The organism is Janthinobacterium sp. SUN100 (assembly GCF_030397705.1).
Classification (GTDB): domain Bacteria; phylum Pseudomonadota; class Gammaproteobacteria; order Burkholderiales; family Burkholderiaceae_D; genus Janthinobacterium; species Janthinobacterium kumbetense.
The window spans coordinates 153,345-176,802 of the sequence record NZ_JAPUBU010000003.1; the positions used below are offsets into that span (position 1 = coordinate 153,345).

A 23,458-nucleotide genomic window follows, 5' to 3' on the forward strand; every position below is an offset into this window, starting at 1 on the left:
GTTTTCAGGTACGATGGCGTACCCTCCCATCGCCTGGATGCCGCATGCGTTTATTGATCCTGTCGGACCTGCACCATGAGCTGTGGCGCGACGAAGCGCCGCAAGGCGACCTTGCGCTCAGCTGCCCCGATGCCGTCATCCTGGCCGGCGACATCGACACGGGCGCCCGCGCCGTCGCCTGGGCCGCCACCGCGTTTGCGGGCCTGCCGGTGCTGTACGTGCATGGCAACCACGAAGGCTATGGCCACCACCTCGACAAGGTGCGCCAGGAGCTGCGCAGCGCCTGCGCCGCCACGGACAACGTGCACTTCCTCGACTGCGGCACGCACGTCATCACCGACCAGGCGGGTAACGCCGTGCGCTTCCTGGGCGCCACCCTGTGGACGGATTTCCGCCTGCTGGGCGACGACACGCGCCAGACGGCCATGCGCGACGCGGAAGCCGTCATGAACGACTACAAGCGCATCCGCCTGGCCAACATGGGCTTTCGCAAGCTGCGCGCGGCCGACACGGCCATGTTCCACGCGCAGCAAAAAGCGTGGCTGGCGCGCGAACTGGCGCAACCGTGTGACGGCCGCACCGTCGTCATCAGCCACATGGCGCCGTCGCTGCTCTCGGTCGATGATGCCTACGGCAGCGAAGGCTGTTCGCCCGCCTATGCCTCGCGCCTGGACGAGCTGGCCGCGCAGGCGGACCTGTGGGTGCATGGCCACATCCACGCTTCGCGCGATTACCGCATCGGCTCGTGCCGCGTCGTCTCGAACCCCTGCGGCTACCGGACGCGCAGCGGCACGCCGCAAAATCCCGCTTTTGATCCGAACTACATCGTCGAGCTGCCGGCCCGCTAATCGTCAGGCTTGAGACGGCCCGCCAGCCATTGCTGCAGGCGGTGCTTGCCGGCCCGGCGCGCCGCGCGCGGCGACGCTACCGACTGGTGCGCGCCGGCGCCGCCGCGCAGCCTGGCGGCAGCCACCAGCGGATTGCGCGGCTTGGGCGTGGCTTTCACTTTGATTTTCATGGTATTTCCTTTCAATCCGGTCGTCCAAAACAAAAAACCCCGGCGAGTTTCCTCACCGGGGTTTGAAGGACACCGGCTCGGGGTCGGCAATGCTGCCGATGGCCCCGAGCGTCATGCGCGGGGCTAGTGGTCGTACAATTTGCTGCCAGCCTGCTCGAACATGGGTTTCCTTTCCTTTATCTGGTTAATCTGCACTGCGGACGCTGATTCTGCGCCGTATGCTGCAGTGCGTCAACCGATTTTCATGGTGCATGCGCCAACGTTGTTATTTTGTCGCAGCCTCGCCGGCCATGGCTTGTTCCTTGGCGATGCGGGCGTCGAGCTTCGCTTCATTTTTGGCAGCGTAGTTGCTGCACGCCTGCGCATCGATGAAGGGATTCGGCGTGACGCCTTCCAGCAGTTGCGTCAGCTTCACGTCACCGCCGGAGTGGTCGGGGTGGGCCGAGATCAGGATGTCGCACGGCAGCTTGGCGAAGTCCTGCATGACGCGGCGGAAGGCCGGCGTCAGGTCCGCATGGCGTTCATCGCCCAAGTAGTGAAAGTCGTCGGCCGCCACCGGCGTGAGGCTCGCGCCAAACACCACGTTCAGGCATTCCTGACGCTCCGCATCCTCGCACGACACCCAGGTCCAGCTGGTGCTGCCTGGCGTATGGCCAGGCGTATGGCGCGCCGTGATGGTCACGTCGCCCAGTTGCAGGGTTTCGCCATCGGCGATCTCGCGCACGTTTTCCACGGCCGGCATGGGATCGATTTCGCCCGCTTGCGGATCTGCGGCAAGCACCGCTCCCGCGCGCAGCGCCTCCGCTCCCAGCGGGCTGGCGATCACTTGCGCGCCGCTGTCGCGGGCCAGGGCGGCGATGCCGCCCGAATGATCGAAATGCGCTTCCGTACTCAGGATGAACTTGATGTCTTGCAGGCGAAAGCCCAGCTCGAGGATATGTTCCTTGATGGCGGCCACCGATTGCGGCAATGCGCCATCGATGAGGATCAAGCCTTCGCGCGTGTCGATCAGCACCACGCTCAAGCCGCCCACGCCCACGTAATACGTGTCGCCATGGATGCGCGCCGGTTGCTGCGGGCGGTTCCACTGCGCCGCATACGGCGAGGCGATCGGCTGCGTCAAAGGATCGACGGCGGGGGTGGCGGCATGCGCCGTCAACGGCAGCGCCATGGCGGCCAGCGCGATACTGAGCAAGGTCTTGGGAAAGAAGAAAGGCGGCATGCGGCTCCAGGAAGATAGGCAGTATGAATTAATGCCACAGGGTAACGTCGCTACCCTCGCGCGGTCAAGCAGACGGGCGTGGCGACTTGCGCTACGATAGAGGCCCATTGACTGCCGTGCGCCTTGCCGCGCCCAATGCCATGCGTTTGCTGATCCTGTCCGACCTGCACCTGGAAGTTTGGGGCGAAGACACGCCCGCCATCGACCTTGCCGCCTGCCGCCCCGACGTGGTGATCCTGGCCGGCGACATCGACACGGGCAGCAATGCCGTCGCCTGGGCCGCGCGCACCTTCGGCGCCCTGCCCGTGCTGTACGTGCACGGCAACCACGAAGGCTACGGCCACCAACTCGAACGCATGCAGGACGCCGTGCGCGACGCCTGCGCCAGCGCGAATGCGCACGGCGCCAACATCCGTCTGCTCGACGGCGACGCCGTGGTACTGAACGGCGTGCGCTTCCTCGGCGTCACGCTATGGACGGATTTCCTGCTGTTCGGCGCGCAGCGCCGGGAAGAAGCGCTGAACGCGGCGCAAGCCTACATGCCCGATTACAAGCGCATCAGCACGGGCGGCGACACGCCCCGCCTGCTGTGCGCCAGCGACACGGCGCAGCTGCACGCGCAGCACCGCGCCTGGCTGGAGCGGCAGCTGGCGCAACCGTTCGATGGCAAGACGGTCGTCATCACGCACATGGCGCCATCGATGCTGTCGGTGGAAGCGCAGTATGCAGACAACCTCGGTTCGCCCGCCTTCGCCTCGCAGCTGGACGCGCTGGTGGCGCAAGCCGACCTGTGGGTGCATGGCCACATGCATGCCTCGCTCGACTACCGCATCCGGGACTGCCGCGTGGTGTGCAACCCCTGCGGCTACAAACGGCCGGACGGCACGCCCGAGAACGAACGTTTTGACACAGGCTTCATCGTCGACCTGGCCAGCGCGGCTTAACGTTTTCCATAGCGCAGCTGCACCACGCCGCTGGGCAGTTCGCGCGTGCCGTCCAGGCGCCAGTCGCTGCGCGGCAAGCCATCCTCGAACAGGCGCACGCCCCGGCCCAGCACCACGGGCAGCACGGACAAGGTGACGCTGTCGACGACACCATCGCGCAAGCCGGCGCGGATGACGGCGCCGCCATCGAGGTACACGTGGCGGCAGCCCTCCGCTGCCAGTCCCTGCAGCACTTCCCGCACGCTGCCTTCGCGGCGCTGCTCGCCATGACGCGGCGCGAAGTCGCGGTGGCTCAATACCACCACGCGCTTGCCCGCATACGGCCACGGCTCGAAGCCCAGCACGGCGTCGTAGGTGGTGCGGCCGATCAGCAAGGTATCGAGCTGCTCCATCAATTGCGTGTAGCCGGTGGCGTCGGGCGAGTCGGGGGCCAACTCGGCCAGCCAGGACAGGTCGCCGTTTTCCCCGGCGATGCAGCCATCGAGGCTGATGCCGAGAAAAACGCTGACGAAAGGTTTTTGCATGAGTGCTCCTTGATTTAATTCTACAGTGTAGAATTATGCCCATGAAAATCCCAAAACTTCAAGCCATGGAATCTCCCGTGCGCCGAGCGGGTCGTCCCCGCCGCTCCCTGCCCGCACTGGACAACGCCAGCATCCTGCACGCGGCCCTGGCCCTGCTGGAAGAAAAAGGCGAGGCGTTTTCCATGCGCGCGCTGGCACAGAGCCTGGGCGTCGACGCCATGGCCCTGTATCACTACTACGCGGGAAAAGAGGAATTGTTGCTGGCCTTGATGGCGCAGCGTTTTGCCGCGCTCGACCCGCGCCAGCCGCCGTTTACGCGGCGCCAGGCAGCGCCACGGCGGGTGCGGGCGCTGTGCGCGCTGTACCTGGAACTGGTCAGCGCCACGCCGTATTTCGTGCGCCTGATGGCGCGCGGACTGGTGGAGCAAGCCGATGTAGCCGAACGCTTCACGGCGCTGTTCGAGTTGGCCATCGACGGTCTCGCGCTGGGCAAGAAAACCCGCTTGCACGGGCGCGATGCGCTCGTCGATTTCCTGCACGGCTATGCGCTGGCGGGCCGGCCGGTGGGCGAGACGCACTGGCACGCCTCGGTCGCCCTGATCCTGGCCGGCATGCAGGCCAGTGTTGAAACAAGCGCTTAATTGAACTGCTTGAAATCCGGCTTGCGCTTCTGGAAAAAGGCCGTAAACGCTTCCTTCGCCTCGGCGCCGCCCAGCATGGCGCTGAACAGTTTGTTTTCGTCGGCGATGGCGGCCTTCATCGGCTCCATGCGGCTTTGCTTCATCAGGCGCTTGGTGGCGCGAATGGAGGCGGCTGGCAGAGCCACCAGCTTGGCGGCCTGGTCTTGCGCGAAGGTCATCAGCTCGTACAAGGGCACGACTTTCGACACCAGGCCCATTTCCAGCGCTTCACTGGCCGGGAACGACTCGCCCAGCATCAGCTTTTCCGCCGCGCGCGGGTAGCCGGCCAGTTGCGTGAGCAGCAGGCTGGAACCGAATTCCGGGCACAGGCCCAGCTGCGTGAACGGCATCGAGAAGCTGGCATTGTCGGCCGCGTAGACCAGGTCGCAGTGCATCAGCAAGGTGGTGCCGATGCCGATGGCCGGGCCGGAAACGGCCGCCACCACGGGCTTGCTGCTGCCGTACAGGGCGCGCATGAACTGGAAGACGGGGCGGTCATGGTCGAGCGAGCCATCCTTCGGGCGCGCCGTCTTCATGAAGTCATCGAGGTCGTTACCGGCCGTGAAAATCTCGCGCTTGCCGCAGATCAGGATGGCGCGCACGTCGTCGTCCGTCTCCGCCGCCACCAGCGCATCGGCCAGGGTCTGGTACATGGCGCCCGTGATCGCATTCTTGCGTTCCAGGCGATTGAATTCCAGGGTCAGAATGCCCTCGCTCTTGCTGCACAAAATATCCATGTCGTCTCCAAAAAGATAAAGGGCGCCGGGGTAATCCCGCAGCGCCCTGTTTTATTGCTTTAGCCCGTCGAACTTAGACGCGTTCAAAGATACCTGCTGCGCCCATGCCGGCACCCACACACATCGTGACCATGCCGTACTTCTGCTTGGTACGCTGCAGCGCGTGGATCACGGTGGCTGCGCGGATGGCGCCGGTGGCGCCCAGCGGGTGGCCCAGGGCGATCGCGCCGCCCATCGGGTTGACCTTCGATGGGTCCAAACCCAGGTCGCCGATGACGGCCAGCGCCTGTGCGGCAAACGCTTCGTTCAGCTCGATCCAGTCCAGCTGGTCTTGCGTGATGCCGGCGGCGGCACATGCTGCAGGAATGGCGAATTTCGGACCGATGCCCATGATTTCCGGCGGCACGCCGCGCACGGCGAACGACGAGAATTTCGCCAGCGGGGTCAGGTTGTGCTCGCGCAGGATTTTTTCGCTGACGATCAGCAGCGCGCCGGCGCCGTCGGACATCTGCGAGCTGTTGGCGGCCGTGACGGAACCCTTGGCCGCGAAGACCGGTTTCAGTTTTGCCAGCGACTCCATCGACGAATCGGCGCGCGCGCCTTCGTCGGTGTCGACCGTGCGGCGCGTCACATCCACCTGGCCGGTAGCCAGGTTCGGCGTGCGCGTGATGATTTCCACGGGCGTCGTTTCCGCCTTGAAGAAACCGGCTTGCTGCGCGGCGATGGCGCGGCGGTGCGATTCGACGGAGAACGCGTCCTGCTGTTCGCGCGACACTTTCCATTGCTGCGCCACTTTTTCGGCCGTCAGGCCCATGCCGTAAGCCATGCCGATGTTCTCGTCGCTGAACATGTCGAGGTTCATCGACGGGTGGTGGCCCATCATCGGCACCATCGACATCGATTCGATGCCGCCGGCGATCATCACGTCGGCTTCGCCCACGCGGATGCGGTCGGCCGCCATGGCGATGGCCGTGATGCCCGAAGCGCAGTAGCGGTTGACGGTGACACCGCCCACGGTTTTCGGCAAGCCGGCCAGCAGCACCGAGTTACGCGCGATATTGAAGCCCTGCTCCGCTTCCGGGAACGAGCAGCCGATGATGGCGTCGGTGATCAACGCCGGGTCCAGGCCAGGCGCTTGCGCCAGGGCCGATTGCAGCACGCGCACCAGCAGGTCGTCCGGGCGGGTGTTTCTGAACATGCCGCGCGGCGCCTTGCCGATCGGGGTCCGGGTTGCAGAGACGATGTACGCGTCTTGAAGTTGTTTGCTCATTTTGTTCTTTCAAAGATGTTGAACGAGGTTCGTGTTCTGTCGAATGTCCGGGGTAGAGGCTTATCGCTTCTGCGACAAATACCAGTCCACCGTCACCTGTGCCGCCAGCGTGCCTTCGGAGTCGAAAATATCGACTTCCACGGGAAACGCCACCTTGCCATCCTGCGCCAGCTGCGCCTTCAAGGCAGCCAGGTCGCCCGGTACCCGGCCTTCGGCGCGCGTCGCGCCCCGGGCCACCTTCTGGTACTGGATGCGCGACTCCTTGGCCACCGGGCGCAAGCCCAGTATCAGCTCGGCGAAGCCGCCCGCCATGGCCGCGCCGGAAGCCGTTTCGGCCAGGGTAAACAAGGCGCCCGCATGCTGCGTGCCCAGGTGATTATTCAGTTTTGGATCTTCCGGCAGCGACACCTTCGAGGTGCCGGCGCCGATGTCGTCGATGCTGATCCCCAGCAGCCGCACGAAGGGCAAGGTGTCCATCATCTGTTGTTTGATACGGTCATACACCATGCTTGGCCTCACGCGCAGTAATACTTTAAAAACGAGGGACAGGATCGTCATCGACGCTGTGCTTAGTTGCGTACCGGTTTACCGGTCTGCATCATGCCCATGATCCGTTCCTGGGTTTTCGGATGGTTCAACAGCTCCAGGAATGCCTTGCGTTCCATATCCAGCAGCCACTGTTCGCTGACGAAGCTGCCCTGGTCCACGTCGCCGCCCGATACGATCTCGGCGATCATCTCGCCCAGCTTGAAATCGTGCGCCGAAATGAAGCCGCCGTCGCGCATGTTGACCAGCTGCGCCTTGATGGTGCCCCAGCCGTAACGGCCCGTCACCTGGATCAGCGACGGCAGTTGCGGACGGAAGCCCGCGTCGAACATGGCGCGCGCTTCGACCTTGGCCACGTGCAGCAGCTCGTAGGCGTTGAACACGATCACGTCGTCTTCCTTCAGGTAGCCCATTTTCTTCGCTTCCAGCGCCGATTTCGACACGTTGGCGGTGGCTGCATTGGTGAAGCCCGTTTTCAGGAATTGCAGGATATCGTTGCCCTTGGCTTCCTTGTAGGCGCGCTGCGCCGCTTCCTTCAAGCCGCCGCCGGCTGGAATCAGGCCCACGCCCACTTCCACCAGACCGATGTACGACTCGATCGAGGCCACGCGCTTCGATGCGTGCAAGGCCAGCTCGCAACCGCCGCCCAGTGCCAGGCCAGCGACCGCGGCGATCACCGGCACATTCGCGTATTTCAGCGACATGAAGGTGTTCTGCAGTTCGGCGATGATCGGATCGACGGCTTTCACGCCGCCTTGCATGAACGCCGGCAGGGCCGATTGCAGGTCGGCGCCGGCCGAGAAGGCGCCGCCTTCGGCTGCGTCGGCGTGCCAGATCACCAGGCCCTTGAAGTTCTTCTCGGCTTCAGCCAGCGCGAGCTTGAGTCCGTTAATCACGCCTTCGCCAATCACGTGCATCTTGGTCTTGAACGAGATGATCAGCACATCGTCACCCGTATGCCAGACGCGCACGGATTCGTCTTCGAAGACGGTGGTGCCGGCGGTCTTGCCGTCGATGGCGCCGCTGCCCAGGACTGGCGCGCGGAATGGCTGGCGGTCGTACACGGACAGGGTCGAACGTGGCACGAAGCTGTTCGACACGGCCGAATACGAACCTTCCGGCGTATGCACGCCGCCTTTTTCAGCGACCGGGCCTTCGAAGACCCATGCCGGTAGCGGTGCATTGCACAGCGCGTGGCCGGCGTCGATGTCTTCCTTGACCCAGTTGGCCACTTGCAGCCAGTTCGATGCCTGCCACGTTTCAAACGGACCCACGTTCCAGCCGAAGCCCCAGCGCATGGCGAAGTCGATGTCGCGCGCATTGTCGGCCACGGTGTCGAGGTGGATGGCGATGTAGTGGAAAGCGTCGCGGAAGATCGCCCACAGGAACTGGCCTTGCGGGTTCGTCGATTCGCGCAGCGCCTTCATCTTCTTGACCGGATCCTTTTCCTTCAGGATGCGGGCGATGATGTCGGCAGCCTTGGCGCCGCCGGCCACGTATTCACCGGTGGCGAAGTCCAGGCGCTGGATTTCCTTGCCGACCTTCTTGTAGAAGCCTGCGCCGCTCTTCTGGCCCAGCGCGCCTTTTTCCACCAGCTGTGCCAGGACGGCCGGCGTCTTGTAGACGGCAGCGAACGGATCGTTCGGCAGGTAGTCCTGCATGGTCTTGATCACATGGCCCATGGTGTCCAGGCCGACCACGTCCGCCGTGCGGAAGGTGCCCGACTTGGCGCGGCCCAGCTTGGCGCCCGTCAAATCATCGACGACGTCCACGGACAGGCCGAATTTTTCGGCTTCATGCACGATGGCCAGGATGCCGAATACGCCAACGCGGTTGGCGATGAAGTTCGGCGTGTCCTTGGCGCGGACCACGCCCTTGCCCAGGGTGGTGGTCAGGAAGCCTTCCAGCTGATCGGCGATCTGCGGCTTGGTGAACTCGGTCGGGATGATCTCGACCAGGTGCATATAGCGCGGCGGGTTGAAGAAGTGCACGCCGCAGTAGCGCGATTTCAGGTCGGCGTCGAAGCCTTCGGCCAGCTTGGTGATCGACAGGCCCGAGGTGTTCGAGGCGAAGATCGCGTTCGGGCCGATGTGCGGGGCCACCTTTTGGTACAGGTCGTGTTTCCAGTCCATGCGCTCGGCGATGGCTTCGATGATCAGGTCGCAACCGGCCAGCAGGTCCAGGTTGTCTTCGTAGTTGGCCACCTGGATCAGCGCGGCGTCATCCTTGTTGCCCAGCGGCGCAGGCGACAGCTTTTTCAGGTTCTCGATGGCGCGCAGCACGATGCCATTCTTCGGGCCTTCCTTGGCCGGCAGGTCGAACAGCACGACCGGCACTTTCGCGTTGATGCAATGGGCGGCGATCTGCGCGCCCATCACGCCGGCGCCGAGGACGGCTACTTTTTTAACGATGAAATTGGTCATATTTTCCTCAAGTCTTAGAACAGGTCTGCGTCGAGTGCCATCAGGTTGGCCGAACCGGAACGCGCCTGACGGATCAGGGTTGCCGTTTCAGGCTGCAAGCGGGCGAAGTAGAAACGTGCGGTAGCCAGTTTGGCGGTGTAGAACTTGTCGCCGCTGGATTCTTTTTCGAGGGCGATCTTGGCCATCTGCGCGAACAGATAGCTGTAGATCATGTGGCCGACGACGCGCAGGTAAGGCACGCATGCCGCGCCCACTTCGTCCGGATTCTGGAATGCCTTCATGCCGATTTCCATGGTCAGCTTGGTGACTTTGTCGCCCAGGTCGCCCAGTGGGGTGACGAATTCGCTCATCGCTTCATCGGTACCGTTGTCTTCGACGAAAGCCTTGATCTTTTCACCGAACTTGCGCAGCTTGGCGCCGTTGTCGCCCAGGATCTTGCGGCCCAACAGGTCCAGCGACTGGATCGTGTTCGTGCCTTCGTAGATCATGTTGATGCGCGCGTCGCGCACATACTGCTCCATGCCCCATTCCGAGATGTAGCCGTGGCCGCCGAACACTTGCATCGCGTCCGAGGTGGCGATCCAGGCGTTGTCGGTGATGAAGGCCTTGATGACAGGCGTCAGCAGCGCCACTTCATCGGCCGCTTCCTTGCGCACGTCGGCGTCTGGGTGGTGCAGTTCGCGGTCGATCTGCAGCGCCACATAGGAGGTGAAAGCACGCGCGCCTTCGGCGTAGGCTTTACCCGTCAGCAGCATGCGGCGCACGTCAGGGTGCACGATGATGCGGTCGGCCGGCAGTTCCGGGTTCTTGATGCCGGACAGCGAACGCATTTGCGTGCGGTCCTTGGCGTAGATCAGCGCGTTCTGGTAAGCGATTTCCGTCAGGCCCAGCGACTGCATGCCCACGCCCAGGCGGGCCGCGTTCATGAAGACGAACATGGCGTTCAGGCCCTTGTTCGGCTGGCCGATGATCCAGCCTTTCGCGCCGTCCAGGTTCATCTGGCAGGTCGAATTGCCGTGGATGCCCATTTTTTCTTCAATGGCGCCGCAGGTGATCGGATTGCGCTCGCCGACAGTTCCATCCGCGTTCGGCAGGAATTTCGGCACCAGGAACAGCGAAATGCCTTTCGAGCCTTCCGGCGCGTCCGGCACGCGGGCCAGCACCAGGTGCAGGATGTTTTCCGCCATGTCGTGCTCGCCGGCCGAGATGAAGATCTTGTTGCCGGTGATGGTCCAGGAACCGTCCGCCTCAGGCAGCGCTTTCGAGCGCAGCAGGCCCAGGTCGGTGCCGCAGTGCGGTTCGGTCAGGCACATGGTGCCCGTCCATTCGCCCGACACCAGCTTCGGCAGATACACTTCCTTCTGGTGGTCGGTGCCGTGTTCCTTCAGGCACTCGTAGGCGCCGTGCGACAGGCCCGGGTACATGGACCAGGCCTGGTTCGACGAGTTCAGCATTTCATAGAACGAATTGTTCAGCACGACAGGCAAGCCCTGGCCGCCGTATTCCGGATCGCACGCCAGGGCCGCCCAACCGCCTTCGACATACTGCTTGTAGGCTTCCTTGAAGCCTTTCGGCGTGGTCACGCTTTTCGTGACGGGGTCGTGGTGGCAGCCTTCGCGGTCGCCGGAGTGGTTCAGCGGGAACAATACTTCGGAGGTGAATTTGCCGCCCTCTTCCAGTACCTGGTTGATGATGTCGGCGTCGACGTCGGCGTACGACGGCATTTGCTTCAGTTCTTCTTCCACTTGCAGGAACTCATGCAGGACGAATTGCATATCCCGGATTGGCGCGACGTATTGACCCATAATTTTCTCCTGAAGGCGATTAGCTAAAGTGTTGTACTTGTAAGTGCGTGTGCGTTGTTGCGGATACTGCCTGACGGCTTATTTGCTTGTGACGGAATTCTGGTATGACGCCAGCAGGCGGACAAAGCCCGCTTGCGCCCGTTCGATGCTGCCCGGCACGCGCAGGAAGCGCGCATCGTGATGCAGGGCCAGGATCAGGCCATACATCTCGTACACCAGCTGCTGGGCATCCGTGTCCGCTTTCAAGTCGCCCGTGGCGATCGATTGCTCGACACAGCGCAGCAGCGCGCCCTGCCAGGCCCGTACCATGGCCACCAGGGCCTCGCGGATGGGACCAGGACGGTCGTCATACTCGACGGCGCCGCTGATATAGATGCAGCCGGAAGCGATTTCCACGCTGACCCGCTTGACCCAGCGCGCAAACATCGATTGCAGGCGCTGGATGCCGCGTGGTTCTTTCATGCTGGGAAAAAAGACTTCTTGCTCGAAACGATAGTGGTAAAGCTTCAGCACTTCCATCTGCAAGTCTTCGCGCGAGCCAAAGTGGGCAAACACGCCCGACTTGCTCATGTTCATTTTGTCCGCAAGCAACCCAATGGTCAGGCCTTCCAGGCCGTCGCGGCTGGACAGGTCCAGCGCCACGTCGAGGATGGCTGCACGGGTCAGTTCGCCCTTGCGCATGAATTTGACTGAAGTATTCAAGAGGTCCGTTCTAAAAGTGATGTTGCCGATTTGGCGGACTGAAGCGAGGGTAAAAAAAAAGCACGCCTCGAAAAAATCCGAACGCTCGTACTATTATCCACTACCACGTAAAAGTCAAACGGGAACTTTAGAGCCGGTGTTCTATTGGTGCAGCGCAGCATTTTCAGGCTGCGTGTTTACAGCGATTTCAGGAGGGCAAAAGCGTCGCGCGCCCTTGCCGCTCCACATCAGGCGAGCCTCAGGAAAGGTCGCCTGCCTTGCTCAATTGACGGCGATCGCGCTTGGTCGGCCGCCCCTTGATGGTGGTGCCCGGCTCGCGGAACAGCTTGCGCTCCTCGGCCAGCTGCTCGCGGCGGGCGATGCTGGCCGGCGTCTCGCCATACAGCAGGCGCGCCACAGGCGCCGCGCCGCGCTTGTCGGACAGGCCCAGCACGGCCACTTCCCACGTCTCCGCGCCATTGTCGATGGCCAGCTCGTCGCCCACGCGCAGGCTGCGCGCCGGTTTCACGCGCTCGCCGCCCACTTTGACTTTCCCCGTGTCGACGGCTTCGCTGGCCAGCGAGCGCGTCTTGAAGAAGCGCGCCGCCCACAGCCATTTGTCCAGCCTTACCGTTGTCATCTCGTTCATGCGTACTTGCCTACTGAAAAAATGCGCATCACCAGCCGGTACACGAGGAACGCGGCTTCATAGCCGATGCGCCGGAAACGGCCAATGTGCTTGAAATCATCCTGGTGAATCACAATGCCGTCGGCCACGCCCTGCTCTATATGCTGGCGCAAGCTTTGCGCGAACGCCACGTCCTTGATGACCACGTTCGCTTCCTGGTTCAGGAACAGGCTCAGCGCATCGATATTGCTGGAGCCGACCGTCGCCCAGTCATCGTCAACGACGGCTACCTTGGCGTGCAGCTGCGTCTTGCGGTATTCGACGATTTTCACGCCGGCGGCCAGCAGCTTCGGATAAAACGAGTGCGCCACGGCGTCCTGCATGCGGAATTCGCCCACGCCGATCAACAGCACCACGTCCACGCCCCGCTGGGCCGCCTGGGCAAGGGCGCGGCGCAGCTTGTGGCCGGGCGCGAAATACGGGTTGGCCAGCATCACGCTTTTCCTCGCCTGGCCCAGCGCCTGCAGATAGGCGCGCTGGATGGTGCGGCGGTTGCGCAGGTTATCGCGCACGACAAAGCCAGCCACCACGGGGTTCTTCGCCAGCTCCTTGCTGACGACGCGCATCTTGCGGTACAGCTTGATACGCCGCACCAGGTTCATCTTGCCCAATCTTGCCCACTGCGCCTGCACTTCCTCGTGGATGGCGTCCACCAGCGGGCCCTTCACCTGCACGGCGAAATCCCAGCGCGGCGCTTCCAGGCTAATGTTGTGGTCGTAGTCGCAAAACATGTCGTCGTTGATATTGATGCCGCCCACCAAGGCGATTTCACCATCGGCCACGCAGATCTTGCGGTGCGTGCGCGTGATGCCGCGCCGGAACCACGGATTGAAGATGCGGTGGTGCACGCCAGCCGCTTCCAGCTCTGCATGCATGGCGTTGACCCGGCGGTTGCCCGTGCCGAACCAGTCCGTGATCATGCACACCAGCACGCCGCGCGCGGCCGCACGCTTGAGCGCATCGAGCACCAGGGCGCCCGTGGCGTCGTCGGCAAAGATATACGTTTCAAAATACACTTCCGAGCGCGCGCCGTCGATGGCGGCAATCAGCGCGGGGAAGTAATCGGTGCCGCAATACAGCAGCTGGATGTCGTTGTGGGCGATGAAATTGACTGTGCGCATGCCGGCAGTCTACGCGAGTTTCAAAGCGGCAACTATCGGCGCGTGGTCCGACAATTTGGCCCACAGGGTGCCGTGCATCACTTGCGCGCCTTCCACATGGAAACCGCGCACATAGATGCGGTCCAGGCGGAACCACGGCAAGGCGGCGGGAAAGGTACGCGCCGGCACGGGGATCGGCGTTTTCGTCTGGCGCCGCGCCAGGGTGCGCACCAGGTCGCCCAGGGCCGAGTTCGACGCGCGCTGGTCGAATACCTCGACCACGCCAAGCGCATTGCGCAGCTTGTCGCTGAGCGTGTTGCGCCAATCGTTGAAATCGCCCGCAATGATGACGGGCTCGCCATTCGGCGCCGATTCCATGACGGCATCGATCAGCGCCTGCGTCTGGCGGCCCCGCCCCGACTCGAACAGGCCCAGGTGGACGACGTAGCAATGCACATCGGCCTGCGGCGTCTTGAGCACGCAATGCAGGATGCCGCGTTGCTCGTAGGCATGGTCGGACACGTCGTGGTTGGTTTGCGAAGCGATGGGAAACTTGCTCAGCAAGGCGTTGCCATGGTGGCCATGGTCATACACGGCATTCATGCCGTAGGCGGAATGGTGCTCGGGGCCGGCAAAGAACTCGTGCTGCGACGCTTCCGGCCAATGCTTGTGGCCGTTTTTCTCGGCGCCGTAGCGGGCCGCGTTGCGGTCGTGCTTGCCTTGCACCTCTTGCAAAAAGACAACATCGGCATGAAACAGGGCAATCGCCTGCTTTAAAGCATGCACGCGGGGCAAGCCCCGCACGGAGGAGACACCCTTGTGTATATTATAAGTTGCTACGCGGATTTTCATGCATTGATTCTACTCCCAGACGGGCCCCGCGCGGCGCCAGCGTAGGTGCGCGTGCGCACCCAAGTCCCACTTTATCTGCCTGCCATCGCTCCCAGCAAACTATCGGCGGCGCTGATGCTGCCTACCACGCTGCCGATGAGCCACAAGCCCTTCACAAGCACGGGTGCGCTGCTCCAGCTGAAGGCGCCCCGTCCGCCGGCAAAGCAGCGGGGGTGCAGGAGAAATCCCAGCATCAGCAGGGGCAAGCCAGCCTGCGGCAGGCGGGCATGCGGCTGATCGGGAAAACACACGGCATACAGGGCGCCAAAGACCCAGGACAGAAATATGGCGCCCCAGAGGCGCTGCTGAAAAGAAAGTTGAGACCAGTTCAGCATGGACACCTTTCGTCAGGAAGTGAGATTGCGATTAAAGCAATAATACCACATAACAATAGTTTCAGCGGCTCAGGCCAGCATGCGTCCCATGCCCGCCGTCACGCTAACGATCAGCGCGGTAATGCCGGCCGCCCAGACGATCTTCACCAGCAACGGTGCGCCGCGCCAGGCCACGGTGCGCTTGCCCTTGGCAAATGCGCCCGGATGCAGCAGCCAGCCGATGGCCATCAGCGGCATGCCGATCGGTGGCGTGCGCCCGGGCACGGTGGAGCTGAACAGCAGGAAGATAAAGCACAGGCAAAAAACGATGCCCAAGGTGCCCAGCAGTTTTTGCTGCGTAGTCAAATGTAACCAGTTCAACATGGAATGCTTTCTAGGGAAATCAGGTAGGACGCGCCAGACCCGTCATGGCCGGCAATTGCAAGATCGCTTCCGCGTTGGACGACGAGAAACAGCGGTCGGCCGCCGCCAGATACGGCAGCCACGCGTGCTGCAAATGCTCGCGCGGACTCAGGGTGACGGCGATGTCGCGCGGCACTTGCACGCTGAACACGTGTTCCGTGTTGCGCGTCACGCCCGGCGCATAGCGGTGGCGCCAGATCGGATAAATCTCGTACACATTCGACAAGTTCCAGTCGCGCAGCACGATATCGTGCCCATCGACAACGATGCCGGTTTCTTCAGCCAATTCGCGCGCGGCCGTCAGCAGCAGCGGTTCATCGACGGCGTCGACGGACCCCGTCACGGATTGCCAGAAACCGGGTTGGCCCGCGCGCTCGATCAGCAAGACGTCTAGGTCAGCCGTATGGATGACGACCAGCACGGAAACGGGAATTTTATGGCTCATATCAAGAATGAAAAAGGCGCCTCGCAGCGCCTTTTTTTGCCTCAGCAAGTAAAACGGTAGCGGCTGCCTGGGCAGCCGCATGCTTCATTACACTACTTTTGGCTCGGTGCTGCGCAAACGGATGTGCAGTTCGCGCAGTTGCTTCTCGTCAACTTCCGACGGCGCATGGGTCAGCAAATCTTGCGCGCGCTGGGTTTTCGGGAAGGCGATCACGTCGCGGATCGATTCGGAACCCGTCATCATGGTCACGATACGGTCCAGGCCGAATGCCAGGCCGCCATGCGGTGGCGCGCCGTATTGCAGGGCGTCGAGCAGGAAGCCGAATTTCAGCTGCGCTTCTTCGGCGTCGATCTTCAGTGCGCGGAAGACCTTGCTTTGCACTTCTTCGCGGTGAATACGGATCGAACCGCCACCCAGTTCCCAGCCGTTCAAGACCATGTCGTAGGCCTTGGCGATGCAGGCGCCCGGATCGCTTTCCAGCATGTCTTCATGGCCGTCTTTCGGCGCCGTGAATGGATGGTGGGTCGCCGTCCAGCGGTCCGCTTCTTCGTCGTGCTCGAACATCGGGAAGTCGACCACCCACAATGGCTTCCACACGTCTTCGAACAGGCCGGCTTTCTTGCCGAACTCGCTGTGACCGATTTTCACGCGCAGCGCGCCGATGGCGTCGTTGACGACCTTGGCCTTGTCCGCGCCGAAGAAGATCAGGTCGCCGTCTTGCGCACCCGTCTGCTCCAGGATCGTGGCCAGCACGTCGGCAGGCAGGAACTTGACGATCGGCGACTGCAAGCCTTCAGGACCCTTGGCTTTCTCGTTGACCTTGATGTAAGCCAAACCCTTGGCGCCGTAGATGGCGACGAACTGGGTGTAGGCGTCGATTTCCGAACGGGGCATGCTGCCGCCTTGCGGTACGCGCAGGGCGACCACGCGGCCGCCCTTCATGTTGGCGGCGCCGTTGAAGACCTTGAATTCGACCGACTTCATGACTTCGGTCAAGTCCGTGAAGGCCAGCTTGACGCGCATGTCCGGCTTGTCGGAGCCGTACAGGCCCATCGCTTCGGCGAAATCCATCACCGGGAACGGGTTCGGCAAGTCGATGTTCAGCGTGTTCTTGAAGACGACGCGGATCATGTCTTCGAACAGGTCGCGGATTTCCTGTTCCGTCAGGAACGAGGTTTCGCAATCGATCTGCGTGAATTCAGGCTGGCGGTCAGCGCGCAAGTCTTCGTCGCGGAAGCACTTGGTGATCTGGTAATAACGGTCGAAGTTGGCGACCATCAACAGTTGCTTGAACAACTGTGGCGATTGCGGCAAGGCGAAGAAGCTGCCCGCGTTCACGCGCGACGGCACCAGGTAGTCGCGCGCGCCTTCTGGCGTGGACTTGGTCAGCATCGGCGTTTCGATGTCGATGAAGCCCAGCGCGTCGAGGTACTTGCGCACTTCCATCGTCACCTTGTAGCGCAGGCGCAGGTTGTTTTGCATTTGCGGGCGGCGCAGGTCCAGCACGCGGTGCGTCAGACGCGTCGTTTCCGACAGGTTGTCGTCGTCCAGCTGGAACGGCACGGGCACGGAAGGGTTTAGCACTTCCAGCTCCGAGCAGACCACTTCGATCTTGCCCGACTTCAAGTTGTTGTTGATCGTGCCTTCGATACGGTTGGTCACGACGCCCGTCACGCGCAGGCAGAATTCGTTGCGCACGGCTTCGGCGACCTTGAACATCTCCGCTTGTTCCGGGTTGCAAACGATTTGCACCAGGCCTTCACGGTCGCGCAAGTCGATGAAAATCAGGCTGCCGTGGTCGCGGCGGCGATGTACCCAGCCGCACAGGCTGACGGTTTGTCCCAGCATGGCTTCGGTAACGAGGCCGCAGTATTCAGTACGCATAGACATAAAATTCTCAGTTCAGGTTAGTGAGTGTTCAATCCGGCCACGTCCCGCATGGGACGCCTGCCTTTATTCTTTGGCTGCCGGGGCCGGTACAGCAACAACTTCCGCAGGCGCCACCACGCCCATCGAGACGATATATTTGAGCGCCGCATCGACGCTCATGTCGAGTTCGACGACATCGCTGCGCTTCATCATCAGGAAAAAGCCCGATGTCGGATTCGGCGTCGTCGGCACGTACACGCTGACATAGTCGCCCACCAGGTGGTTCGCCGCATCGCCGCCCGGCACGCCGGTCAGGAAAGCGATGGTCCAGGAGTTCTGGTGCGGATACGGCACCAGCACGGCCTTGCGGAAGGCATTGCCCGACGGGGAAAACAGGGTATCCGACACTTGCTTGACGCTCGAATACAGGGAATTGACGATGGGTATGCGTTGCAGCAATTTTTCCCACAGTTTCACCACGTAATTGCCGACCAGGTTATTCGTTAGCAAGCCCGTGAAGAACACGATCAGTACCGTCAAGACCGTGCCCAGGCCGGGAATGGTGCTCAGCGCGGGAATCTGGCGGCCGAACCAGACGCTGGGCTGCGTACTGCCGGGCACCAGCAACAGCGACTGGTCCATCGTGCTGATGACCAGATTCAGGACCCAGGCCGTAATGGCCAGGGGCACCAAAATCAGTAATCCGGTAATAAAGTATTTACGCATCGGTTTCTCGGTAAGGGATCGTATCGGCGCGGCGCGCTTTTCAGTCCGCTTTCGGCGCAGCGGCAGCCGGGGCGGGCGCAGGGGCCGCGGCAGGCGCGCTCTCTGCTGCCGGGGCAGGCTTGGCGTTATCGGCGGGGCCCGTCGGAATGGCCGTGGTAGGCGCCGTGCCGCCGCGGAAATCGGTCGCGTACCAGCCGGTGCCCTTCAATTGGAAACCGGCGGCCGTCAATTGTTTCTTGAAACTGGGCTTGCCGCACGACAGGCACACCGTCAGTACTGGATCGGAGATCTTTTGCAAGACGTCCTTGGCAAAACCACACTCGTCACAACGGTAAGCGTAAATCGGCATCTCTACTCCGAGAAAATCATCAAAAACCCTGAATTATAAAGCTTTTCCTTTGTCGCCAGCGGAAATTGCCCCGCCCGCCTCAGTCTGCCCGGCGGCGCCAGCTCATCCAGCGCTCCTTGCCGGCGAAGACGGCGATGGAATCGTCGACGGCGTCGTCAGCCAGGCAATCGAAATGCGGCGCCAGCAATTCCTGCAGTGTCTCACGGGATATGCCGAACGGCGGCCCCTTGGCATTGTCGTCAAAGAAGAAGTAACCGGCCAGCATGGCACCGGGCGCCAGCAGCTGCGCCCAGCGGGCCGCCACTTGCGGCCACATGGCGCGCGGCATGGCGCACAGGAAAGCCCGTTCATAGATCAGGTCCAGCGGCGCAACGGGTTCCCAGGCAAAGAAATCCGCTTCCACCACCTGCCCTGCCCGCGCACCGACGACGGCGCGCGCGGCGGCCACGGCGGCTGGCGAAAAGTCGATGGCCGTGGCATCCCAGCCGTGATCCAGCATGAAGACCAGCTCATACGCCGAGCCGCAGCCGGGAATCAGGCAGCGCAGCGGCGCCGGGCTGCCGGCAACGAAGCTGCGCAGGCGCGCAGGCACGCCGCCGTGGTCCCAGGGCGTGAATTGCTTCTCGAAACGCTCGTCCCAGAAGGCGGGCGAGAGCGGGTCACGGGTATGGAAGTCAGCCATCACTTACGTCCTCAGCCTTTAAAACGGCAGTTGATGCCAGCGCATGAACACTTGCAAGCCCAGCGCGCCGAGCGCAAAGGCGCCCACGAAGTAGACGATAAAGCTCAGCAGGCGGTTCGTCTGGCGTTGCTCCGCCAGCAAGGTTTTCATCAGTTCCACCTCGTTTTCGCGCGGTTCGCCATGCACCGTCAAGGCCTGATGCAGCAAGCGCGGCAGTTGCGGGAAGATGTGCGCATAACGAGGCGCCTCGGCGCGCAGGCGCTCCATGAAGCCTTGCGGCCCCACCTGGTTGCTCATCCATTTTTCCAGGTAGGGTTTGGCCGTTTGCCACAGGTCCAGTTCCGGATCCAGCTGGCGGCCCAGGCCCTCGATATTGAGCAGGGTCTTTTGCAGCAGCACCAGTTGCGGCTGCACTTCCACATTGAAGCGGCGCGAGGTCTGGAACAGGCGCAGCAACACTTGCCCAAAGGAAATATCTTTCAGCGGACGGTCGAAGATCGGCTCGCAGCAGGCGCGCACGGCCGCTTCCAGCTCATCGACGCGCGTATCCTTCGGCGCCCAGCCCGATTCGATATGCGCCTCGGCCACGCGCTTGTAGTCGCGGCGGAAGAAGGCGAGGAAGTTTTGCGACAGATAATCCTTGTCGTAGTCGTTCAAGGTGCCGACGATGCCGAAGTCCAGCGCGATGTAGCGGCCAAACGACTCAGGCGCGATCGACACGAGAATATTGCCCGGATGCATGTCCGCATGGAAAAAACCATCGCGGAACACTTGCGTGAAGAAAATCTCCACGCCATCGCTGGAGAGTTTACGCAAGTCCACGCCGGCAGCCACCAGGCGCTCCGTCTGCGACACGGGAATGCCATACATGCGTTCCATGACGATGACGCTGCTGGAACAGTAATCCCAGTGCATTTCCGGCACCAGCAGCAAGTCCGAGTTGGCGAAGTTGCGGCGCAGCTGGCTGGCGTTGGCCGCCTCGCGCATCAGGTCCAGCTCGTCGTGCAGGTATTTGTCGAACTCGCCCACCACCTCTTTCGGTTTCAGCCGCTTGCTGTCGGCCCACAGGCGGCTGGTCCAATCGGCGGCGATGTGCATCAGGGCCACATCTTCGTCGATCAGCTTTTTCATGCCTGGACGCAAGACCTTCACGGCCACTTCGCGGCCGTCTTTCAGGGTGGCGAAGTGCACCTGGGCAATCGAGGCGGACGCCACCGGTTCGCGCTCGAAGCGGGCAAACAGCTGGTCCGGGTGCGCGCCCAGGGACTTGGTGATCTGTGCGATGGCCAGGTCGGAATCGAACGGCGGCACCCGGTCTTGCAGGCGCGCCAATTCTTCGGCGATGTCGAGCGGCATCAGGTCGCGCCGGGTCGACAGCACCTGGCCGAATTTGACGAAAATCGGGCCCAGCTCTTCCAGCGCCAAGCGCAGGCGCAAGCCCCGTGGCGACGACAGGTCGCGCCAGAAAATCAGGGTGTCGATCAATTTGGCGGTGCGGGGAACTTGCAGACCAGAAATCGCTATCTCATCCAGGCCGTACTTGATGGAAACACGGATGATTTTAAACAGGCGCAGGAATTTCAATATCATGTAGACAAATCCGGTGAGGAGGGCTGCGGCTGGACGGCGGCGGCCGCCTTTTCCAGCCGGGCAAGGCGCTTGGCCAGGCGTTCGACGTCATCGCGCACGCGCGTCACGCCAGCGGAATACTCTTGCAGGGTAGAAGGACGGATCAGCATCGGCTGTTCGTCGAGAAAATATTCGGCCACGTTTTCCGCCAGCTTTTGCTGGCCCGTGCGCACAAAGGCGGCCGCATCCTTCGCGCCGGAAACGAGGCGCGTGGCCAGCATGGGGCCGACGACCTTTTCCAGGTCGTGCTCGGCTTCCCAGCGCAAGCCCTTGCTCAATTGGGAAATCGCATTGGCAAACTCGGCATCGCCTTCGATCTTGACGTAGGAAAACGCCCGCTCGCGGTTTTGCAGGATCAGCGGCACGTCGGACAATTTCACGCGGATGGTGACGTTGGCCGGCATGTCGGCCGGCGCCGCCTCCAGCATGCCGGCGCTGTCGACGCGCAGGCGCAGGGCCACGGCACCCGTGTCGATGCAGGCCAGCTTGCCGGCGTGCACGGCCAGTTGCTGGCGCGCCCACGGCTCCTGCGCCAGCAAGTGGTTGATTGTCGCGATGACGGGCGTCATCAGGGAGAGATCGGAAAGTGGTGCCATCTATATACTGCGCGCCGCGCGCGCCCCCAAAAAGAAAAAACCGCCCATCAAACAAGGTGGGCGGTTTCGATCTTACCAGTTCAGCAGGAAATATCTGTCAAGCATCCTGCATTCCGCATGGACTTAAGCCATTATTCAGCAAGTTTTTACAATTAATTCAATTGCTGGATGCCTGCCAGAACCCAGCCGCTATTGCCGCTGACGGGTTTCGACATATTCCACACTTCCGCGAACGGTTCCGCTGCGGCGCCCGGCGCCGAACGGATCAGGCCCGTAAACTTCACGCTGGCCAGGTAGTCGTTGACGCTCGTTTCGATTCCCAGCAGTTCGGCATCGATGGTGACGACATCCGTAAAGTCTGGCTGCGCGCCCCGTTCCTGGATTTGCATGCGCAGTTCCGCATACACTTCCGGCGACGTGAATTCGCGGATATCGTTGACGTCCGCCTTGTCCCAGGCCGCTTGCAGGCGAATGAAATTGCTTTTCGCGTGGCGCAGGAAGGCGTCCTTGTCGAAGTCGCTTGGTACGCCCCATGGCGCGGCAGCCGGGACCGGCTTATCCAGGCCTACGCCGGACGAGACGGGTTGCAGCGGCGGCAGCGGCGGGATGCGCGAACCGATGTCAGGCACGTTGCCCGCTGGCGCAGGCTGGTTGCCGCCAAAACCGGCGAACGGCGCATTGCCGCCTGCATTGTTGTCGCGTTTGCCACGTACCATGCGGTAGATGAAGAACGCCACGCCGGCCAGCAAGGCCACCATCAGCAGGGTGCTGATCATGCTGGCCAGGGCGCCGCCCAGGCCAAAGTGCGACAGCAACGCGCCCAGGCCCAGGCCCAGCAAGGCGCCGCCCAGCAAGCCCTTCCAGCGGCTCGGTGCCTTGGCGGCAGGGGCCGGTGCGGGGGCTGGCGCAGGTTGTGCCTGGCGTGGCGCGGCGGCCGGCGCCGGGGTTGGTGCCGGCGCAGGCGCCTGGCGGCCCACGTTTTGCGACTGGCGGCCAAACGAACGGCCACCGCCCATGGGACGGGCCAGCGCCTCGCCCAGCATGGATACCGTGGTCGCGGCCAGCATCATGCCGACCATAAATTTCTTCAATTTCATTCCATCTCCTAAAATCACCGGCTTGGTGAGTTACAGCTTGAGTTACATCTTGATGCCGGTATGCAAAGCCGCAATGCCTGCCGTCAAATTGTAGTACTGCACGCGCTCCAGGCCCGCCGTTTCCATCATGGTCTTCAGCGTTTCCTGGTCCGGATGCATGCGGATCGATTCTGCCAGGTAGCGATAGCTTTCCGCATCGCCGGCGATTTTCTGTCCGAACCACGGCAAGACCGAGAACGAATACAGGTCGTACGGCTTTTGCAGGGGCGCCGCCACCTTGGAAAACTCCAGCACCAACAGCTTGCCGCCCGGTTTCAATACGCGGCGCATTTCCGCCAGCGCCACATCCTTGTGCGTCATGTTGCGCAAGCCAAAGGCCACGCTGACCCGGTCGAAATAATTGTCGGGGAATGGCAGTTTTTCCGCGTCACACAACAAGGTGGGGGTGAGCAAGCCGCGATTCAAGAGGCGGTCGCGGCCTACGCGCAACATCGATTCATTGATATCGGTCAACCAGACTTCGCCGGTAGGGCCCGCCTGCTTGGCGAATGCCTTCGACAGGTCGCCCGTGCCGCCGGCGATGTCGAGCACCTTGAAACCGGGGCGCACGCCCGCGTTGGCAATGGTAAACGTCTTCCACAGACGGTGCAGCCCGCCCGACATCAAGTCATTCATCACGTCGTATTTGGCAGCGACGGAATGGAACACCTTGGCGACTTCGCGCACTTTGTCGTCTTCTGCAACTGTTTTGTATCCGAAATGGGTCGTATTGGTCATGGTAGGCAGTCTGTTTGAACTT

The 23,458-nt window shown here is 62.3% G+C and carries 26 protein-coding genes; 3 read left to right on the plus strand and 23 right to left on the minus strand.

The window, feature by feature from the left end:
- Positions 1 to 44 precede the first annotated feature (44 nt).
- Positions 45 to 848: a metallophosphoesterase family protein gene (locus O0881_RS17160; RefSeq protein WP_289912331.1), complete on the plus strand. Its 804-nt coding sequence runs from the start codon at positions 45 to 47 to the stop codon at positions 846 to 848.
- Here the strand turns inward: O0881_RS17160 and O0881_RS17165 are convergent.
- Together O0881_RS17165 and bla are read right to left on the minus strand one after the other, a co-directional pair.
- The gene (locus O0881_RS17165) at positions 845 to 1,018 is read right to left on the minus strand and encodes a hypothetical protein (protein ID WP_289912332.1); all 174 of its coding nucleotides are present in this window, start codon (positions 1,016 to 1,018) and stop codon (positions 845 to 847) included. The genes O0881_RS17160 and O0881_RS17165 overlap by 4 nt on opposite strands.
- 265 nt (positions 1,019 to 1,283) lie before the next feature.
- Positions 1,284 to 2,240: a subclass B3 metallo-beta-lactamase gene (bla, locus tag O0881_RS17170; RefSeq protein ID WP_289912333.1), complete on the minus strand. Its 957-nt coding sequence runs from the start codon at positions 2,238 to 2,240 to the stop codon at positions 1,284 to 1,286.
- An 86-nt stretch (positions 2,241 to 2,326) separates the two neighbouring features.
- On the opposite strand from bla, the gene O0881_RS17175 reads away from it, so the two are divergent.
- Entirely contained in the window at positions 2,327 to 3,184 is an 858-nt protein-coding gene (locus O0881_RS17175) for a metallophosphoesterase family protein (protein WP_289912334.1), read from the plus strand.
- On the opposite strand, the gene O0881_RS17180 is transcribed toward O0881_RS17175, so the two are convergent.
- Complete coding sequence (locus tag O0881_RS17180) at positions 3,181 to 3,708, minus strand: dihydrofolate reductase family protein (RefSeq protein WP_289912335.1); 528 nt, start codon at positions 3,706 to 3,708, stop codon at positions 3,181 to 3,183. The genes O0881_RS17175 and O0881_RS17180 overlap by 4 nt on opposite strands.
- Positions 3,709 to 3,749: 41 nt before the next feature.
- Here O0881_RS17180 and O0881_RS17185 point away from each other — a divergent pair, with 41 nt between their 5' ends.
- Positions 3,750 to 4,349 (plus strand): helix-turn-helix domain-containing protein, encoded by a 600-nt coding sequence (locus O0881_RS17185; protein WP_289912336.1) that lies wholly within the window; start codon positions 3,750 to 3,752, stop codon positions 4,347 to 4,349.
- Here the strand turns inward: O0881_RS17185 and O0881_RS17190 are convergent.
- From O0881_RS17190 to ubiE, 20 genes are all read right to left on the minus strand, one after another.
- Positions 4,346 to 5,125: an enoyl-CoA hydratase gene (locus tag O0881_RS17190; RefSeq protein WP_289912337.1), complete on the minus strand. Its 780-nt coding sequence runs from the start codon at positions 5,123 to 5,125 to the stop codon at positions 4,346 to 4,348. The two genes, O0881_RS17185 and O0881_RS17190, sit on opposite strands and share 4 nt — an antisense overlap.
- Positions 5,126 to 5,198: 73 nt before the next feature.
- Positions 5,199 to 6,395, minus strand: a complete 1,197-nt coding sequence (locus tag O0881_RS17195; RefSeq protein WP_035824191.1) for an acetyl-CoA C-acyltransferase — start codon at positions 6,393 to 6,395, stop codon at positions 5,199 to 5,201.
- A gap of 60 nt (positions 6,396 to 6,455) precedes the next feature.
- The gene (locus O0881_RS17200) at positions 6,456 to 6,902 is read right to left on the minus strand and encodes a YiiD C-terminal domain-containing protein (RefSeq protein WP_099665668.1); all 447 of its coding nucleotides are present in this window, start codon (positions 6,900 to 6,902) and stop codon (positions 6,456 to 6,458) included.
- A gap of 62 nt (positions 6,903 to 6,964) precedes the next feature.
- Positions 6,965 to 9,364 carry a 3-hydroxyacyl-CoA dehydrogenase/enoyl-CoA hydratase family protein gene (locus tag O0881_RS17205; RefSeq protein ID WP_289912338.1) on the minus strand — a complete coding sequence of 800 codons (2,400 nt, stop codon included), beginning with the start codon at positions 9,362 to 9,364 and terminating at the stop codon, positions 6,965 to 6,967.
- 14 nt (positions 9,365 to 9,378) lie between these two features.
- Complete coding sequence (locus O0881_RS17210) at positions 9,379 to 11,169, minus strand: acyl-CoA dehydrogenase C-terminal domain-containing protein (protein WP_034753387.1); 1,791 nt, start codon at positions 11,167 to 11,169, stop codon at positions 9,379 to 9,381.
- Between the two features lie 78 nt (positions 11,170 to 11,247).
- Positions 11,248 to 11,850, minus strand: a complete 603-nt coding sequence (locus tag O0881_RS17215) for a TetR/AcrR family transcriptional regulator (protein ID WP_070278980.1) — start codon at positions 11,848 to 11,850, stop codon at positions 11,248 to 11,250.
- 259 nt (positions 11,851 to 12,109) lie between these two features.
- Positions 12,110 to 12,499 (minus strand): RNA-binding S4 domain-containing protein, encoded by a 390-nt coding sequence (locus tag O0881_RS17220; RefSeq protein ID WP_077398991.1) that lies wholly within the window; start codon positions 12,497 to 12,499, stop codon positions 12,110 to 12,112.
- Positions 12,496 to 13,659 (minus strand): cardiolipin synthase ClsB, encoded by a 1,164-nt coding sequence (clsB, locus tag O0881_RS17225; protein WP_099665671.1) that lies wholly within the window; start codon positions 13,657 to 13,659, stop codon positions 12,496 to 12,498. The genes O0881_RS17220 and clsB overlap by 4 nt, the downstream gene beginning before the upstream one ends.
- Positions 13,660 to 13,668: 9 nt before the next feature.
- Positions 13,669 to 14,490, minus strand: coding sequence for an endonuclease/exonuclease/phosphatase family protein (locus tag O0881_RS17230; protein WP_251349339.1), 822 nt, complete (start codon positions 14,488 to 14,490; stop codon positions 13,669 to 13,671).
- 71 nt (positions 14,491 to 14,561) lie between these two features.
- A complete protein-coding gene (locus O0881_RS17235; RefSeq protein WP_289912339.1) occupies positions 14,562 to 14,864 on the minus strand; it encodes a hypothetical protein in 303 nt (100 codons plus the stop codon).
- A 69-nt stretch (positions 14,865 to 14,933) separates the two neighbouring features.
- Entirely contained in the window at positions 14,934 to 15,227 is a 294-nt protein-coding gene (locus O0881_RS17240; RefSeq protein WP_289912340.1) for a hypothetical protein, read from the minus strand.
- A gap of 19 nt (positions 15,228 to 15,246) precedes the next feature.
- Positions 15,247 to 15,711 carry a dihydroneopterin triphosphate diphosphatase gene (nudB, locus tag O0881_RS17245; RefSeq protein WP_289912341.1) on the minus strand — a complete coding sequence of 155 codons (465 nt, stop codon included), beginning with the start codon at positions 15,709 to 15,711 and terminating at the stop codon, positions 15,247 to 15,249.
- Between the two features lie 87 nt (positions 15,712 to 15,798).
- Positions 15,799 to 17,601, minus strand: a complete 1,803-nt coding sequence (aspS, locus tag O0881_RS17250; RefSeq protein WP_180278639.1) for an aspartate--tRNA ligase — start codon at positions 17,599 to 17,601, stop codon at positions 15,799 to 15,801.
- 63 nt (positions 17,602 to 17,664) lie between these two features.
- Positions 17,665 to 18,306 carry a DUF502 domain-containing protein gene (locus tag O0881_RS17255; protein WP_077398981.1) on the minus strand — a complete coding sequence of 214 codons (642 nt, stop codon included), beginning with the start codon at positions 18,304 to 18,306 and terminating at the stop codon, positions 17,665 to 17,667.
- Positions 18,307 to 18,346: 40 nt separating this feature from the next.
- The gene (locus tag O0881_RS17260) at positions 18,347 to 18,655 is read right to left on the minus strand and encodes an FmdB family zinc ribbon protein (RefSeq protein ID WP_077398979.1); all 309 of its coding nucleotides are present in this window, start codon (positions 18,653 to 18,655) and stop codon (positions 18,347 to 18,349) included.
- 79 nt (positions 18,656 to 18,734) lie between these two features.
- Positions 18,735 to 19,337, minus strand: a complete 603-nt coding sequence (locus O0881_RS17265; RefSeq protein ID WP_289912342.1) for a methyltransferase — start codon at positions 19,335 to 19,337, stop codon at positions 18,735 to 18,737.
- Positions 19,338 to 19,355: 18 nt separating this feature from the next.
- The gene (gene ubiB, locus O0881_RS17270; protein WP_289912343.1) at positions 19,356 to 20,927 is read right to left on the minus strand and encodes a ubiquinone biosynthesis regulatory protein kinase UbiB; all 1,572 of its coding nucleotides are present in this window, start codon (positions 20,925 to 20,927) and stop codon (positions 19,356 to 19,358) included.
- The gene (locus O0881_RS17275) at positions 20,924 to 21,562 is read right to left on the minus strand and encodes an SCP2 sterol-binding domain-containing protein (RefSeq protein WP_289912344.1); all 639 of its coding nucleotides are present in this window, start codon (positions 21,560 to 21,562) and stop codon (positions 20,924 to 20,926) included. The genes ubiB and O0881_RS17275 overlap by 4 nt, the downstream gene beginning before the upstream one ends.
- Positions 21,563 to 21,714: 152 nt before the next feature.
- Positions 21,715 to 22,659: a Tim44-like domain-containing protein gene (locus O0881_RS17280; protein ID WP_289912345.1), complete on the minus strand. Its 945-nt coding sequence runs from the start codon at positions 22,657 to 22,659 to the stop codon at positions 21,715 to 21,717.
- Positions 22,660 to 22,701: 42 nt separating this feature from the next.
- A complete protein-coding gene (gene ubiE, locus O0881_RS17285) occupies positions 22,702 to 23,436 on the minus strand; it encodes a bifunctional demethylmenaquinone methyltransferase/2-methoxy-6-polyprenyl-1,4-benzoquinol methylase UbiE (protein ID WP_034753359.1) in 735 nt (244 codons plus the stop codon).
- Between the last annotated feature and the right edge of the window lie 22 nt (positions 23,437 to 23,458).